Genomic DNA, 14,672 nt, shown 5'->3' on the forward strand with positions numbered 1-14,672 from the left:
TGAGTTCGGGATGGGATCAGGTGGTTCCAACGCTCTATGGTCGTCAAGAAATTCGGTAGCCAGCGCGTGCCTTGCGGTCACGTTCCAGCGAATGGGTATGCGATAGTTTGTGTGTTGCGGGAGAGCGTCTCGAACTTTCGGTTCGTTTCGTCTTCACACACCGCAATCTGGTGCCCTGCGCTTTTCAGCTCGGAGCAAGCAAATTGCTTGGGTGTTATATGGTCAAGCCTCACGGGCAATTAGTACAGGTTAGCTCAACGCCTCACAGCGCTTACACACCCTGCCTATCAACGTCGTAGTCTTCGACGGCCCTTCAGGGAGCTCAAGGCTCCAGTGAGATCTCATCTTGAGGCAAGTTTCCCGCTTAGATGCTTTCAGCGGTTATCTTTTCCGAACATAGCTACCCGGCAATGCCACTGGCGTGACAACCGGAACACCAGAGGTTCGTCCACTCCGGTCCTCTCGTACTAGGAGCAGCCCCTCTCAAATCTCAAACGTCCACGGCAGATAGGGACCGAACTGTCTCACGACGTTCTAAACCCAGCTCGCGTACCACTTTAAATGGCGAACAGCCATACCCTTGGGACCGGCTTCAGCCCCAGGATGTGATGAGCCGACATCGAGGTGCCAAACACCGCCGTCGATATGAACTCTTGGGCGGTATCAGCCTGTTATCCCCGGAGTACCTTTTATCCGTTGAGCGATGGCCCTTCCATACAGAACCACCGGATCACTAAGACCTACTTTCGTACCTGCTCGACGTGTCTGTCTCGCAGTCAAGCGCGCTTTTGCCTTTATACTCTACGACCGATTTCCGACCGGTCTGAGCGCACCTTCGTACTCCTCCGTTACTCTTTAGGAGGAGACCGCCCCAGTCAAACTACCCACCATACACTGTCCTCGATCCGGATAACGGACCTGAGTTAGAACCTCAAAGTTGCCAGGGTGGTATTTCAAGGATGGCTCCACGCAGACTGGCGTCCACGCTTCAAAGCCTCCCACCTATCCTACACAAGCAAATTCAAAGTCCAGTGCAAAGCTATAGTAAAGGTTCACGGGGTCTTTCCGTCTAGCCGCGGATACACTGCATCTTCACAGCGATTTCAATTTCACTGAGTCTCGGGTGGAGACAGCGCCGCCATCGTTACGCCATTCGTGCAGGTCGGAACTTACCCGACAAGGAATTTCGCTACCTTAGGACCGTTATAGTTACGGCCGCCGTTTACCGGGGCTTCGATCAAGAGCTTCGCGTTAGCTAACCCCATCAATTAACCTTCCGGCACCGGGCAGGCGTCACACCCTATACGTCCACTTTCGTGTTTGCAGAGTGCTGTGTTTTTAATAAACAGTCGCAGCGGCCTGGTATCTTCGACCGGCGTGGGCTTACGCAGCAAGTGCTTCACCCTCACCGGCGCACCTTCTCCCGAAGTTACGGTGCCATTTTGCCTAGTTCCTTCACCCGAGTTCTCTCAAGCGCCTTGGTATTCTCTACCCAACCACCTGTGTCGGTTTGGGGTACGGTTCCTGGTTATCTGAAGCTTAGAAGCTTTTCTTGGAAGCATGGCATCAACCACTTCGTCACCCAAAGGGTAACTCGTCATCAGCTCTCGGCCTTGGAACCCCGGATTTACCTAAGATTCCAGCCTACCACCTTAAACTTGGACAACCAACGCCAAGCTGGCCTAGCCTTCTCCGTCCCTCCATCGCAATAACCAGAAGTACAGGAATATTAACCTGTTTTCCATCGACTACGCTTTTCAGCCTCGCCTTAGGGACCGACTAACCCTGCGTCGATTAACGTTGCGCAGGAAACCTTGGTCTTTCGGCGTGGGTGTTTTTCACACCCATTGTCGTTACTCATGTCAGCATTCGCACTTCTGATACCTCCAGCAAGCTTCTCAACTCACCTTCACAGGCTTACAGAACGCTCCTCTACCGCATCACTTACGTGATACCCGTAGCTTCGGTGTATGGTTTGAGCCCCGTTACATCTTCCGCGCAGGCCGACTCGACTAGTGAGCTATTACGCTTTCTTTAAAGGGTGGCTGCTTCTAAGCCAACCTCCTAGCTGTCTAAGCCTTCCCACATCGTTTCCCACTTAACCATAACTTTGGGACCTTAGCTGACGGTCTGGGTTGTTTCCCTTTTCACGACGGACGTTAGCACCCGCCGTGTGTCTCCCATGCTCGGCACTTGTAGGTATTCGGAGTTTGCATCGGTTTGGTAAGTCGGGATGACCCCCTAGCCGAAACAGTGCTCTACCCCCTACAGTGATACATGAGGCGCTACCTAAATAGCTTTCGAGGAGAACCAGCTATCTCCGAGCTTGATTAGCCTTTCACTCCGATCCACAGGTCATCCGCTAACTTTTCAACGGTAGTCGGTTCGGTCCTCCAGTCAGTGTTACCTAACCTTCAACCTGCCCATGGATAGATCGCCCGGTTTCGGGTCTATTCCCAGCGACTAGACGCCCTATTAAGACTCGCTTTCGCTACGCCTCCCCTATTCGGTTAAGCTCGCCACTGAAAATAAGTCGCTGACCCATTATACAAAAGGTACGCAGTCACAGAACAAAGTCTGCTCCCACTGCTTGTACGCATACGGTTTCAGGATCTATTTCACTCCCCTCTCCGGGGTTCTTTTCGCCTTTCCCTCACGGTACTGGTTCACTATCGGTCAGTCAGTAGTATTTAGCCTTGGAGGATGGTCCCCCCATATTCAGACAAAGTTTCTCGTGCTCCGTCCTACTCGATTTCACTTCTAAGATCCTTTCGCGTACAGGGCTATCACCCACTATGGCCGCACTTTCCAGAGCGTTCCGCTAAAATCAAAGAAGCTTAAGGGCTAGTCCCCGTTCGCTCGCCACTACTAAGGGAATCTCGGTTGATTTCTTTTCCTCAGGGTACTTAGATGTTTCAGTTCCCCTGGTTCGCCTCTTGCACCTATGTATTCAGTGCAAGATAACCATCTTGTGATGGCTGGGTTCCCCCATTCAGACACCTCCGGATCACAGTCTGTTTGCCGACTCCCCGAAGCTTTTCGCAGGCTACCACGTCTTTCATCGCCTCTGACTGCCAAGGCATCCACCGTATGCGCTTCTTCACTTGACCATATAACCCCAAGCAATCTGGTTATACTGTGAAGACGACATTCGCCGAAAATTCGATCTTGCTCATTGAGCAACTCACAAATTTTACCTTAGCCTGAACACCACCAGTGAAAGTGGCCTTCAGTCTATCTTTCTATCACATACCCAAATTTTTAAAGAACGATCTAATCGAAAGACTAGAAATCAACATTCAACATCGTCTTGATGGAATGCTCATTTCTAAGCTTTAAACGAGGGTCACCAATCGGTAAATGGTGGAGCCAAGCGGGATCGAACCGCTGACCTCCTGCGTGCAAGGCAGGCGCTCTCCCAGCTGAGCTATGGCCCCGTATCGCTACAGGGTGCACCAGTAATTGGTGGGTCTGGGCAGATTCGAACTGCCGACCTCACCCTTATCAGGGGTGCGCTCTAACCAACTGAGCTACAGACCCAATCGTCTTCTTCAATGAATCAAGCAATTCGTGTGGGAGCTCATGGAGCCGCTGCTGTCGTCGATTAAGGAGGTGATCCAGCCGCAGGTTCCCCTACGGCTACCTTGTTACGACTTCACCCCAGTCATGAATCACACCGTGGTAACCGTCCCCCCGAAGGTTAGACTAGCTACTTCTGGTGCAACCCACTCCCATGGTGTGACGGGCGGTGTGTACAAGGCCCGGGAACGTATTCACCGCGACATTCTGATTCGCGATTACTAGCGATTCCGACTTCACGCAGTCGAGTTGCAGACTGCGATCCGGACTACGATCGGTTTTATGGGATTAGCTCCACCTCGCGGCTTGGCAACCCTCTGTACCGACCATTGTAGCACGTGTGTAGCCCAGGCCGTAAGGGCCATGATGACTTGACGTCATCCCCACCTTCCTCCGGTTTGTCACCGGCAGTCTCCTTAGAGTGCCCACCATCACGTGCTGGTAACTAAGGACAAGGGTTGCGCTCGTTACGGGACTTAACCCAACATCTCACGACACGAGCTGACGACAGCCATGCAGCACCTGTCTCAATGCTCCCGAAGGCACCAATCCATCTCTGGAAAGTTCATTGGATGTCAAGGCCTGGTAAGGTTCTTCGCGTTGCTTCGAATTAAACCACATGCTCCACCGCTTGTGCGGGCCCCCGTCAATTCATTTGAGTTTTAACCTTGCGGCCGTACTCCCCAGGCGGTCAACTTAATGCGTTAGCTGCGCCACTAAGAGCTCAAGGCTCCCAACGGCTAGTTGACATCGTTTACGGCGTGGACTACCAGGGTATCTAATCCTGTTTGCTCCCCACGCTTTCGCACCTCAGTGTCAGTATCAGTCCAGGTGGTCGCCTTCGCCACTGGTGTTCCTTCCTATATCTACGCATTTCACCGCTACACAGGAAATTCCACCACCCTCTACCATACTCTAGCTCGACAGTTTTGAATGCAGTTCCCAGGTTGAGCCCGGGGCTTTCACATCCAACTTAACGAACCACCTACGCGCGCTTTACGCCCAGTAATTCCGATTAACGCTTGCACCCTCTGTATTACCGCGGCTGCTGGCACAGAGTTAGCCGGTGCTTATTCTGTCGGTAACGTCAAAACCATCACGTATTAGGTAATGGCCCTTCCTCCCAACTTAAAGTGCTTTACAATCCGAAGACCTTCTTCACACACGCGGCATGGCTGGATCAGGCTTTCGCCCATTGTCCAATATTCCCCACTGCTGCCTCCCGTAGGAGTCTGGACCGTGTCTCAGTTCCAGTGTGACTGATCATCCTCTCAGACCAGTTACGGATCGTCGCCTTGGTGAGCCATTACCTCACCAACTAGCTAATCCGACCTAGGCTCATCTGATAGCGCAAGGCCCGAAGGTCCCCTGCTTTCTCCCGTAGGACGTATGCGGTATTAGCGTCCGTTTCCGAGCGTTATCCCCCACTACCAGGCAGATTCCTAGGCATTACTCACCCGTCCGCCGCTCTCAAGAGGTGCAAGCACCTCTCTACCGCTCGACTTGCATGTGTTAGGCCTGCCGCCAGCGTTCAATCTGAGCCATGATCAAACTCTTCAGTTCAAACATCTTTGGGTTTTGAGAAAACCCTAAACTTGGCTCAGCAATCGTTGGTTACATCTTTGATTTCTCGCGGAGTAACTTGTGATGCTGATAATCTGTTGACTAGCAGTCTGACTCCACAAGCACCCACACGAATTGCTTGATTCAGTTGTTAAAGAGCGGTGGGTTGAGCCTTTCGTCTCAACCGAGGCGCGCATTCTACAGCGCCCCGTGTATCTGTCAAGCGGTTATTTTCAGAAATTTTCAAAGTTTCGCTTCGGAAACCTCAACAACTTCAACCACTTGCGCTTTCGATCTCTCGTTAGCGGGAGGCGAATTCTACAGCGTTAGCCGCTGCTGTCAACACCTCTTTTTCACCGCTTTCGACCGAGAAGATCGAACCGTCAAACCGGGCCAAACCACCTGCCCTGCCGACCTCTTCCGGACCTCGATGAACTGAAGTCCTGCACTGCCAGAAAACATCTAACTCATTGAAACTCAAGGAGTTTTCCGTTTCGACTGCGCCGGAAGTGGGGCGAATTATAGAGACTCAGAATCTGCCGTCAACACCTATTTTCATGTTTCTGTCATATCGGTCAAAAACCTCCATAAACAAAGAGGCCGGCGCTTAAGCCCCGGCCTCTTTGTTTACTCGTTACAGACTAGGAAACGCAAACTGCGAAGCTTCATGGCTGGCGCGTTGTGGCCAGCGCTGGGTAATGGCCTTGCGACGGGTATAGAAGCGCACGCCATCCGGGCCGTAGGCATGCAAGTCGCCAAACAACGAACGCTTCCAACCGCCAAAGCTGTGATAAGCCACAGGTACCGGCAGCGGTACGTTGACGCCCACCATGCCCACTTCAATCTCATCGCAGAACAAGCGCGCCGCTTCGCCATCGCGGGTGAAGATGCAGGTGCCGTTGCCATACTCGTGATCGTTGATCAGCTGCATGGCCTCTTCCAGGCTGTTGACCCGGACAATGCACAGCACCGGACCAAAGATCTCTTCTTTATAGATGCGCATCTCTGGCGTTACCCGATCGAACAGGCAGCCACCCAGGAAGAAACCGTCTTCGTGCCCCGTCACGCTCAGGCCACGGCCGTCGACTACCAGCGAAGCACCGGCCGAAACGCCATCCTCTATATAGCCGCTGACCTTGTCGCGATGCTGACCGGTCACCAACGGCCCCATGTCCAGGCCGCAGGAAGTACCGGCACCGATTTTCAGCGCCTGGATCTGTGGCACCAGCTTGGCCACCAGCGCATCCGCGACCTGGTCGCCCACACAGACAGCAACCGAAATCGCCATGCAACGTTCGCCGCAGGAACCGTAGGCCGCCCCCATCAATGCATTGACTGCGTTGTCCAGGTCGGCATCCGGCATCAACACCGCATGGTTCTTCGCCCCGCCCAATGCCTGGACGCGTTTACCGCGACGGGTCCCCTCGGCGTAGATGTATTCGGCAATCGGCGTCGAACCGACAAAACTCAGCGCCTTCACTTCCGGCGCCTCGATCAACGCATCCACGGCAACCTTGTCGCCATGTACGACACTCAGTACGCCCTTGGGCAATCCGGCTTCCAGCAGCAATTGTGCAATCAGCAGTGTCGAGCTCGGGTCACGCTCGGATGGCTTGAGAATGAAGCAGTTACCGCAAACGATCGCCAGCGGATACATCCACAGTGGAACCATCGCCGGGAAGTTGAACGGGGTGATACCCGCCACGACGCCCAACGGCTGAAAATCCGACCAGGCATCGATGTTCGGTCCTACGTTGCGGCTGTATTCGCCCTTCAGGACTTCCGGAGCCGCACAGGCGAATTCGACGTTCTCGATACCCCGCTTGAGTTCACCGGCGGCATCTTCCAGGGTCTTGCCGTGTTCTTCGCTGATCATTTGCGCGATACGCGACTCGTTCTGTTCCAGCAATTGCTTGAAACGAAACATCACCTGGGCACGCTTGGCCGCCGGTGTCTTGCGCCAGGCCGGAAACGCTGCGGTGGCGGCATCGATGGCCTGTTGCACAGTCGCGCGATCGGCCAGCGACACCTTGTGAATCGCTTGGCCGGTGGAAGGATTGAAGACGTCCGCTGTACGCGTGCTGTCGCTAATCAGTTCGCCATTGATCAGATGCGGGATGAGGCTCATGGGGACTCCAGAATTTTTATCCACAGGCGCCCGCGACCGAACGCCTGCCATTGAAGTTGATAGGGAAGACGTCAGTCGAGCTTGTTCAACACCTCACCAACCGCGTCGAACAGGCGATCCAGATCCTGCGGCTTGCTGTTGAACGTTGGCCCGAACTGCAGGGTGTCGCCACCGAAGCGCACATAGAAGCCGGCCTTCCACAACGCCATGCCCGCCTCGAACGGACGCACGATCGCATCGCCGTCCCGCGGAGCGATCTGGATGGCACCGGCCAGGCCGAAGTTGCGGATGTCGATCACGTTCTTCGCACCTTTGATCCCATGCAAGGCGTTCTCGAAATGTGGCGCGACTTCGGCCACGCTCTGCACCAGGTTTTCCTTTTGCAGCAGATCCAGCGCCGCCAGGCCCGCCGCGCACGCCACCGGGTGCGCCGAATAGGTGTAGCCGTGAGGAAACTCCACCGCGTACTCAGGCGTCGGCTGGTTCATGAAGGTCTGGTAGATCTCGCTGCTGGCAATGACCGCCCCCATGGGAATCGCACCGTTGGTGACTTGCTTGGCGATGCACATCAGGTCGGGGGTCACACCGAAACTCTCTGCACCAAACATCGAACCGGTGCGACCGAAACCGGTGATCACTTCGTCGAAGACCAGCAGGATATTGTGCTGGTCGCAGATCTGCCGCAGGCGCTTGAGGTAGCCCTCAGGCGGAACCAGCACACCGGCGGACCCGGCCATCGGCTCGACGAAGACGGCCGCGATATTGGAAGCGTCGTGCAGCTCGATCAGCTTCAGCAGCTCATCGGCCAGGGCAATGCCGCCCTCTTTCGGCATACCACGGGAATAGGCATTGCTCGCCAACAAGGTGTGGGGCAGGTGATCGACGTCCGCCATCGCCTGGCCGAACAGTTTGCGGTTGCCACTGACACCGCCCAGGCTGGTACCCGCGATGTTCACACCGTGGTAGCCGCGGGCACGGCCGATCATTTTGGTCTTGGTCGCCTGCCCCTTGAGACGCCAGTAGGCGCGAACCATCTTCACCGCCGTATCGGCGCACTCGGAACCGGAGTCGGTGAAGAACACATGATTGAGACTGCCCGGCGTCAGGCTGGTGATTTTCTCCGCCAGTTGGAACGACAGCGGATGACCATATTGGAACCCTGGAGAGTAATCGAGGGTACCCAATTGCTTGGCGACCGCGTCCTGGATTTCCTTGCGGGTGTGCCCGGCGCCGCAGGTCCACAGACCCGACAGCGAGTCATAGACCTTGCGCCCGTGTTCATCGATCAGCCAACTGCCCTCGGCACCGACGATCAGGCGCGGGTCGCGCTGAAAGTTGCGGTTGGCGGTGTAAGGCATCCAGTGGGCATCGAGTTTGAGCTGGCTGGCCAGAGAACTGGTCGCGTGTTCGGGCATGTTCATCGACAAAACCTCGCAAGATTTGAACGGTATCGGGGCAAAAACCGGGTTGCGACTAAGTTGCCACGACGATAAAGTCGGTGAAATCCAACTTTTCTAACCTTCAGGCAGTGGATTACTAAACTATGAGCGTTCGCCGCCCCGATCCGCTGGCGCAGGTCAGCGACTTTGATATTCGTCTGCTGCGCATCTTCCGTAGCGTAGTGGAATGCGGGGGATTTTCCGCGGCGGAAACGGTGCTGGGTATCGGCCGTTCGGCCATCAGCCAACAGATGAGCGATCTTGAACAGCGCCTGGGCCTGCGCCTGTGTCAACGCGGGCGTGCGGGATTCTCGCTGACCGAAGAAGGTCGTGAGGTCTATCAGTCGGCCCTGCAATTATTAAGCGCCCTGGAAAGCTTTCGCACCGAGGTCAACGGCCTGCATCAACACTTGCGCGGCGAACTGAACATAGGCCTGACCGACAACCTCGTCACCCTTCCCCACATGCGCATTACTCACGCCCTGGCCCAATTGAAGGAACGCGGGCCCGATGTGCAAATCCAGATTCGCATGATCGCCCCCAACGAAGTCGAGCAAGGTGTTCTCGACGGGCGCCTGCACGTCGGTGTGGTCCCTCAGGCCAGCGTCCTTTCCGGGCTGGAATACCAGCCGCTCTACAGCGAACGTTCATTGCTGTATTGCGCGGTCGGGCATCCACTGTTTTATGTGGACGACCTGCAGCTCGATGAAGCCCGCCTCAACAGCCAGGATGCCATTGCCCCCACCTTTCGCCTGCCGGCCGACATCCAGGCCCACTACCAAGCGCTCAATTGCACCGCCAGTGCATCGGACCGCGAAGGCATGGCGTTCCTGATTCTCACCGGTCGCTATATCGGCTACCTGCCGGATCACTACGCCAACGTCTGGGTCCAGCAGGGCCGGCTACGAGCCCTGAAACCCACGACGCGATTCTATGACCTGAGCCTGGCCTCGGTAACGCGCAAAGGCCGCCGTCCTCATCTGGTGCTGGAAAGTTTTCTCGAGAGCCTGGCGGCAACCCGCTAACGCGTTCGCCTTTTGTAGCAACAGTACTTGTCTGATCCGTGCCGGTGCGCTATCAACGCATTTGCTTGCCCACAGACCCAGCCCGGAAACGTCCATGACCTTTGAAGTCCCAGCCCACGGTGGCAAGCCCACCGGCCGCATTCGTCAGAAGAACGAAGAGACCATCCTCAAGGCTGCTGAAGATGAATTCGCCCGTCACGGATTCAAAGGCACCAGCATGAATACCATCGCGCTGAACGCCGGACTGCCGAAGGCGAACCTGCACTATTACTTCACCAACAAGCTCGGGCTATACGTGGCGGTGCTGAGCAATATCATCGAGCTGTGGGACAGCACCTTCAATACCCTCACCGCCGAGGACGACCCGGCCGAGGCGTTGACCCGCTACATTCGCGCCAAGATGGAGTTTTCCCGTCGCCAACCCCAGGCGTCGCGGATCTTCGCCATGGAAGTGATCAGCGGCGGCGAGTGCCTGACCGAATACTTCAACCAGGACTACCGCGCCTGGTTCAAGGGCCGCGCGGCGGTGTTCCAGGCGTGGATCGACGCCGGCAAGATGGACCCGATCGACCCGGTGCACCTGATCTTCCTGCTATGGGGCAGTACCCAGCATTACGCCGACTTCGCCACCCAGATCTGCCGCGTGACTGGCCGCAGCAAGCTGAGCAAGCAAGACATGACCGACGCCGGTGACAACCTGATCCGCATCATTCTCAAAGGCTGCGGCCTGACACCCCCTCTCTAAGACGCTCATGCCCTTTACTCTCGTTGGCTTTTGCGAATACCGCGAAGAAATTCGCAAAAGCCGCTTCATCACCTTCGCAGCCCCTATCACCAGCCCCGCCGATGCCCAGGCCTTTATCGAACAACACAGCGACCTGAACGCCACGCACAATTGCTGGGCCTGGAAGCTGGGCGATCAATATCGCAGCAACGACGACGGTGAACCGGGAGGCACCGCCGGGCGCCCGATCCTGGCGGCTATCGAAGCTCAGGCTTGTGACCAGGTCGTGGTGCTGGTGATCCGCTGGTATGGCGGGATTCAGTTGGGTACCGGAGGTCTGGCCCGGGCCTATGGCGGTGGCGCGAACAAGTGCCTGCAAAATGCCGAAAAGCTTGAACTGATCAGCCGTGTGCCCTTGCACTGCACCTGCGGGTTCGCGGAACTGGCCCTGGTAAAACTGCGGGTGGCCGAATGCGGTGGCCTGATCCGTACGGAAGGGTTTACCGCCAACGGCGTTGAACTGCAGTTGGCGGTGGGGGAAGGCCAGATCGATACGCTGCAAAAGCAACTGGCCGATTTGAGTCGCGGAAGGATTCTGCTGGAACGTTCAGCTTGATTTGCCCACATCTGCTGTGCGCCTGCTTGTGGATAACCTGAGCACATTCGCCTGTAACCCTTCTGTCATGCGGGTTTTCGACGGTTGCTCATTTTTTATCCAAATCCTTGTCCAAGCCTGAAATAAACCAGAAAAACAAATGCTTGCGGCGAGTTATCACCTTTAGATAAAAGCCGCCCGGTGCTTATGCCCGAACTTCCGGCTTGCGCACAATTACTGTGGAGCAAGCTGTGGATAACCCGTTCATGGCTCACGCCACCCCAAGAAGTGCATGGCTCCCAGGCGCTTGTTCATTTTTTAACCATTCGTTAACGAGTGATCTCGCTTCCAGCTTGACCCCGTGTTCTCGCCACGCACGGGTAACAGTTGGACAACGCCCCATACCAGTTCGAGGAACAAAAATATCCACACCAGTGCGCTGGCGCCGTGCAGCAGCGCGTAACACATCCAGGACGCAAACAGGAAGCGCCCCGCCGCGTCATACCGTCCGTACAGGGGCTGCGGATCGCGAATCCGCAACACCGCCCATACGCAAACGATCGAGCCCAGCAGATTGGCCATCAACAGGTGCATAGGCGCAAACGTTGGCAGCTCGCCAGGCAGGTTGAGCATCTGGGTCACGCCCAGCAACCAGCCGTGCAGGGCGGCAAAACTCCATGGCGTGGCAAATGCTGCGGTTACGATCAGGTCGTACCAGGCGCTACCGAGCACCACGCGACGATATTGCGGTGAAGTCCACATAAGCATTGCTCCATATAATCAAGGAGCGAAAAGACTAAAGCCTGGGGTATGCTCCAAGGTCAAGCTTTCTGGAGATTGCCATGCGAATCGGTGAACTGGCCCAGGCCTGTGCCGTCAGCCGTGACACGCTGCGCTTTTATGAGCAGCTTGGGCTGATTGCGGCAGGACGCAGCGCCAATGGGTATCGCGACTACCCCGAAGACATGGTGCAACTGGTGCTCTATATCAAGACAGCCCAACGTCTGGGCTTTACCCTCGGCGAGATCGGCAGCAGCGTCGCCACCGTGCGGCAGGCACCCGACCCGGACCTCGCCGTGGCTCATCTGCTGCAGAACAAACTGAACCTGATCGAAACCCGCATGACCGAACTCGACACGTTGCGTCACGAGCTGAAACAACGGCTCGGACAACGTTGTCCATTAAATCCGTGACCATTTCTTTCAAGGATGCCTTCCATGAATTCGGCAAAAAACGCATTGATCATCGGCGCCTCCCGGGGCTTGGGCCTTGGCCTGGTGAAGACCTTGCTGAGCGATGGCTGGAACGTGATCGCCACCGTGCGCAACCTGCAGAATGCAGAGGCGTTGAAGGCGCTGGGCCCGGTGCGAATCGAGAAGCTCGACATGGACGACCAGCAAGCCGTCATTGCCTTGAGCCAACAGCTCAAGGGCGAGACCTTCGACCTGCTGTTCGTCAACGCCGGCGTCAAAGGTCCCGATAACCAGGGCCCCGACGGCGCGACCCTGGCCGAGGTCGGCCAGTTGTTCTTCACCAACGCGGTGGCCCCGATCAACCTGGCCCAGCGTTTCGTCGGGCAGATCCGCGACGGCAGCGGCGTGCTGGCGTTCATGAGTTCCGTGCTGGGCAGCGTGACCATGCCCGACGCCCCGGAATTGGCGCTGTACAAGGCAAGCAAGGCGGCCCTCAACTCCATGACCAACAGTTTCGTCAGCCAATTGGGCGAACAGACATTGACCGTCCTGTCGCTGCACCCGGGTTGGGTGAAGACCGACATGGGCGGTGAAGGGGCGGACATCGACGTCGAAACCAGTACCCGCGGCTTGATCGATCAGGTCAATGCCTTTGCCGGCCGGGGTGGGCATCACTTCGTCAACTACAAGGGCGAGACGATTCCCTGGTAGTTCCACGCACAACCTGTGGGAGCGAGCCTGCTCGCGAAAGCGGAGTGTCATTCAGCACTGCAGTCGACTGATACACCGCGTTCGCGAGCAGGCTCGCTCCCACAAGTTTGAAATCGGTTGGACGCTGGATATGTGCACCGCAACCTGAGTAAACTCCGCACCTCGCCCCTTGCGGCGACCCTGGATCAGCAGACAGGGCATCACTGAGCTGGCTAACCTGAACCCACTTTCAGAGGAGCCGGCCACCATGCCTGCGACCCGTACCTGGTTAAAGAACCCCCTCGCCATTTTCAATGCCAACGGCCTCGACGCCCGTGGCGGCCTAGTCCTGCAGGACGGCGTAATCGTCGAACTGCTGAGTGTCGGCCAATCCCCGACCCTACCCTGTGAGCATGTCTTCGATGCCCGTGAGCATGTGATTCTTCCGGGGTTGATCAACACCCATCACCACTTCTACCAGACCCTGACCCGTGCCTGGGCACCGGTGGTGAACCAGCCGCTGTTCCCATGGTTGAAAACCCTGTACCCGGTGTGGGCGCGACTGACGCCGGAAAAACTCGCCCTGGCGACCAAGGTGGCCTTGGCCGAACTGCTCTTGTCGGGCTGCACCACGGCGGCCGATCACCATTACCTGTTTCCCGAAGGTCTGGAAAATGCCATCGATGTCCAGGTGCAAAGTGTGCGCGAACTGGGCATGCGAGCGATGTTGACCCGCGGTTCGATGAGCTTGGGCGAAGCCGACGGTGGCCTGCCGCCGCAGCAGACCGTGCAGCAAGGCCAAGTGATTCTCGACGACAGTCAGCGGTTGATCGACCGCTACCACGAACGGGGCGACGGGGCGCAGATCCAGATTGCCCTGGCGCCCTGCTCGCCGTTTTCGGTCACCCCCGAAATCATGCAAGCCAGCGCCGCCCTGGCGGATCAACTGGATGTCCGCCTGCACACCCACCTGGCCGAAACCCTCGACGAAGAGGACTTCTGCCTGCAACGCTTCGGCCTGCGCACCGTGGATTACCTGGACAGCGTTGGCTGGCTCGGTCCGCGTACCTGGCTGGCCCACGGCATTCACTTCAATCCCGAGGAGATCGCCCGGCTCGGCGCCGCCGGCACCGGTATCTGCCACTGCCCAAGCTCCAACATGCGCCTGGCCTCGGGCATTTGCCCCACCCTCGAACTGACCGCCGCCGGCGCTCCGCTCGGTCTCGGTGTGGACGGCTCGGCCTCCAACGATGCCTCGAACATGATCCTCGAAACCCGCCAGGCGCTCTACATCCAACGCCTGCGCTATGGCGCGCAAGCGATCACACCGGAGCGGGTACTCGGTTGGGCCACCCGAGGGTCGGCAAAACTGCTTGGGCGCGGCGACATCGGCGAGTTGGCGGTCGGCAGGCAGGCTGATCTGGCGTTGTTCAAGCTCGACGAACTGCGCTTCTCCGGCAGTCACGATCCGGTTTCAGCGCTGCTGCTGTGCGGCGCGGATCGAGCGGATCGGGTGATGGTCGGCGGGCAATGGCGGGTGATCGACGGTCAGGTCGAAGGCCTGGATTTGAAAGGCTTGATCGCCGATCACAGCCAGGCGGCGCGGGAATTAATCGCCGGAAGCTGATGCAGCCGAAAAACCTGTGGGAGCGAGCCTGCTCGCGAAAGCGGATTGTCATTCAACATCGATGTCGACTGATACGCCGCCTTTGCGAGCAGGCTCGCTCCCACAGGGA

The 14,672-nt window shown here is 57.1% G+C and carries 9 protein-coding genes, 2 tRNA genes and 2 rRNA genes; 6 read left to right on the top strand and 7 right to left on the bottom strand.

The features are described 5' to 3' along the window. Positions 1-218: 218 nt before the first annotated feature. The 6 genes from N005_RS00570 to aptA form a co-directional block, all read right to left on the bottom strand. A 23S ribosomal RNA gene (locus N005_RS00570) occupies positions 219-3,110 on the bottom strand. A gap of 251 nt (positions 3,111-3,361) precedes the next feature. After that, positions 3,362-3,437 (bottom strand) — tRNA-Ala (locus N005_RS00575). A 26-nt stretch (positions 3,438-3,463) separates the two neighbouring features. Continuing rightward, positions 3,464-3,540, bottom strand: a tRNA-Ile gene (locus N005_RS00580). A 65-nt stretch (positions 3,541-3,605) separates the two neighbouring features. Then, positions 3,606-5,142: ribosomal RNA gene (locus tag N005_RS00585) — 16S ribosomal RNA — on the bottom strand. Together the 16S and 23S rRNA genes with 2 tRNA genes alongside form the textbook arrangement of a ribosomal RNA operon. Before the next feature lie 634 nt (positions 5,143-5,776). Continuing rightward, complete coding sequence (locus N005_RS00590; protein ID WP_047698439.1) at positions 5,777-7,270, bottom strand: CoA-acylating methylmalonate-semialdehyde dehydrogenase; 1,494 nt, start codon at positions 7,268-7,270, stop codon at positions 5,777-5,779. A gap of 71 nt (positions 7,271-7,341) precedes the next feature. Continuing rightward, positions 7,342-8,691: an omega-aminotransferase AptA gene (gene aptA / locus N005_RS00595; RefSeq protein ID WP_047698440.1), complete on the bottom strand. Its 1,350-nt coding sequence runs from the start codon at positions 8,689-8,691 to the stop codon at positions 7,342-7,344. A 122-nt stretch (positions 8,692-8,813) separates the two neighbouring features. On the opposite strand from aptA, the gene N005_RS00600 reads away from it, so the two are divergent. From N005_RS00600 to N005_RS00610, 3 genes are all read left to right on the top strand, one after another. Beyond that, on the top strand, positions 8,814-9,734 hold the full coding sequence (locus tag N005_RS00600; protein WP_047698441.1) for a LysR family transcriptional regulator: 921 nt from the start codon (positions 8,814-8,816) through the stop codon (positions 9,732-9,734). Between the two features lie 94 nt (positions 9,735-9,828). Continuing rightward, a complete protein-coding gene (locus N005_RS00605; protein ID WP_047698444.1) occupies positions 9,829-10,479 on the top strand; it encodes a TetR/AcrR family transcriptional regulator in 651 nt (216 codons plus the stop codon). 7 nt (positions 10,480-10,486) lie between these two features. Further along, positions 10,487-11,074 carry an IMPACT family protein gene (locus N005_RS00610; protein ID WP_047698446.1) on the top strand — a complete coding sequence of 196 codons (588 nt, stop codon included), beginning with the start codon at positions 10,487-10,489 and terminating at the stop codon, positions 11,072-11,074. Positions 11,075-11,371: 297 nt separating this feature from the next. Here the strand turns inward: N005_RS00610 and N005_RS00615 are convergent, their stop codons facing one another. Beyond that, positions 11,372-11,815, bottom strand: a complete 444-nt coding sequence (locus tag N005_RS00615; RefSeq protein ID WP_052126338.1) for a hypothetical protein — start codon at positions 11,813-11,815, stop codon at positions 11,372-11,374. A gap of 80 nt (positions 11,816-11,895) precedes the next feature. Here N005_RS00615 and N005_RS00620 point away from each other — a divergent pair, with 80 nt between their 5' ends. The 3 genes from N005_RS00620 (at position 11,896) to N005_RS00630 (ending at position 14,563) form a co-directional block, all read left to right on the top strand. Next, complete coding sequence (locus N005_RS00620) at positions 11,896-12,246, top strand: MerR family transcriptional regulator (RefSeq protein ID WP_047698447.1); 351 nt, start codon at positions 11,896-11,898, stop codon at positions 12,244-12,246. A 24-nt stretch (positions 12,247-12,270) separates the two neighbouring features. Further along, the gene (locus tag N005_RS00625) at positions 12,271-12,957 is read left to right on the top strand and encodes an SDR family oxidoreductase (protein ID WP_047698449.1); all 687 of its coding nucleotides are present in this window, start codon (positions 12,271-12,273) and stop codon (positions 12,955-12,957) included. 247 nt (positions 12,958-13,204) lie between these two features. Further along, a complete protein-coding gene (locus N005_RS00630; protein WP_047698451.1) occupies positions 13,205-14,563 on the top strand; it encodes an 8-oxoguanine deaminase in 1,359 nt (452 codons plus the stop codon). The last annotated feature ends 109 nt before the right edge of the window (positions 14,564-14,672 follow it).

Origin of the sequence: Pseudomonas mediterranea CFBP 5447, assembly GCF_000774145.1 — a bacterium.
Taxonomy (GTDB): Bacteria; Pseudomonadota; Gammaproteobacteria; order Pseudomonadales; family Pseudomonadaceae; genus Aquipseudomonas; species Aquipseudomonas mediterranea.

What these genes read in the sequence shown, in the direction of transcription:
- N005_RS00590 (WP_047698439.1), bottom strand. Translation starts at nt 7,270, where the DNA reads ATGAGCCTCATCCCGCATCTGATCAATGGCGAACTGATTAGCGACAGC.
- aptA (WP_047698440.1), bottom strand. Translation starts at nt 8,691, where the DNA reads ATGAACATGCCCGAACACGCGACCAGTTCTCTGGCCAGCCAGCTCAAA.
- N005_RS00600 (WP_047698441.1), top strand. Translation starts at nt 8,814, where the DNA reads ATGAGCGTTCGCCGCCCCGATCCGCTGGCGCAGGTCAGCGACTTTGAT.
- N005_RS00605 (WP_047698444.1), top strand. Translation starts at nt 9,829, where the DNA reads ATGACCTTTGAAGTCCCAGCCCACGGTGGCAAGCCCACCGGCCGCATT.
- N005_RS00610 (WP_047698446.1), top strand. Translation starts at nt 10,487, where the DNA reads ATGCCCTTTACTCTCGTTGGCTTTTGCGAATACCGCGAAGAAATTCGC.
- N005_RS00615 (WP_052126338.1), bottom strand. Translation starts at nt 11,815, where the DNA reads ATGTGGACTTCACCGCAATATCGTCGCGTGGTGCTCGGTAGCGCCTGG.
- N005_RS00620 (WP_047698447.1), top strand. Translation starts at nt 11,896, where the DNA reads ATGCGAATCGGTGAACTGGCCCAGGCCTGTGCCGTCAGCCGTGACACG.
- N005_RS00625 (WP_047698449.1), top strand. Translation starts at nt 12,271, where the DNA reads ATGAATTCGGCAAAAAACGCATTGATCATCGGCGCCTCCCGGGGCTTG.
- N005_RS00630 (WP_047698451.1), top strand. Translation starts at nt 13,205, where the DNA reads ATGCCTGCGACCCGTACCTGGTTAAAGAACCCCCTCGCCATTTTCAAT.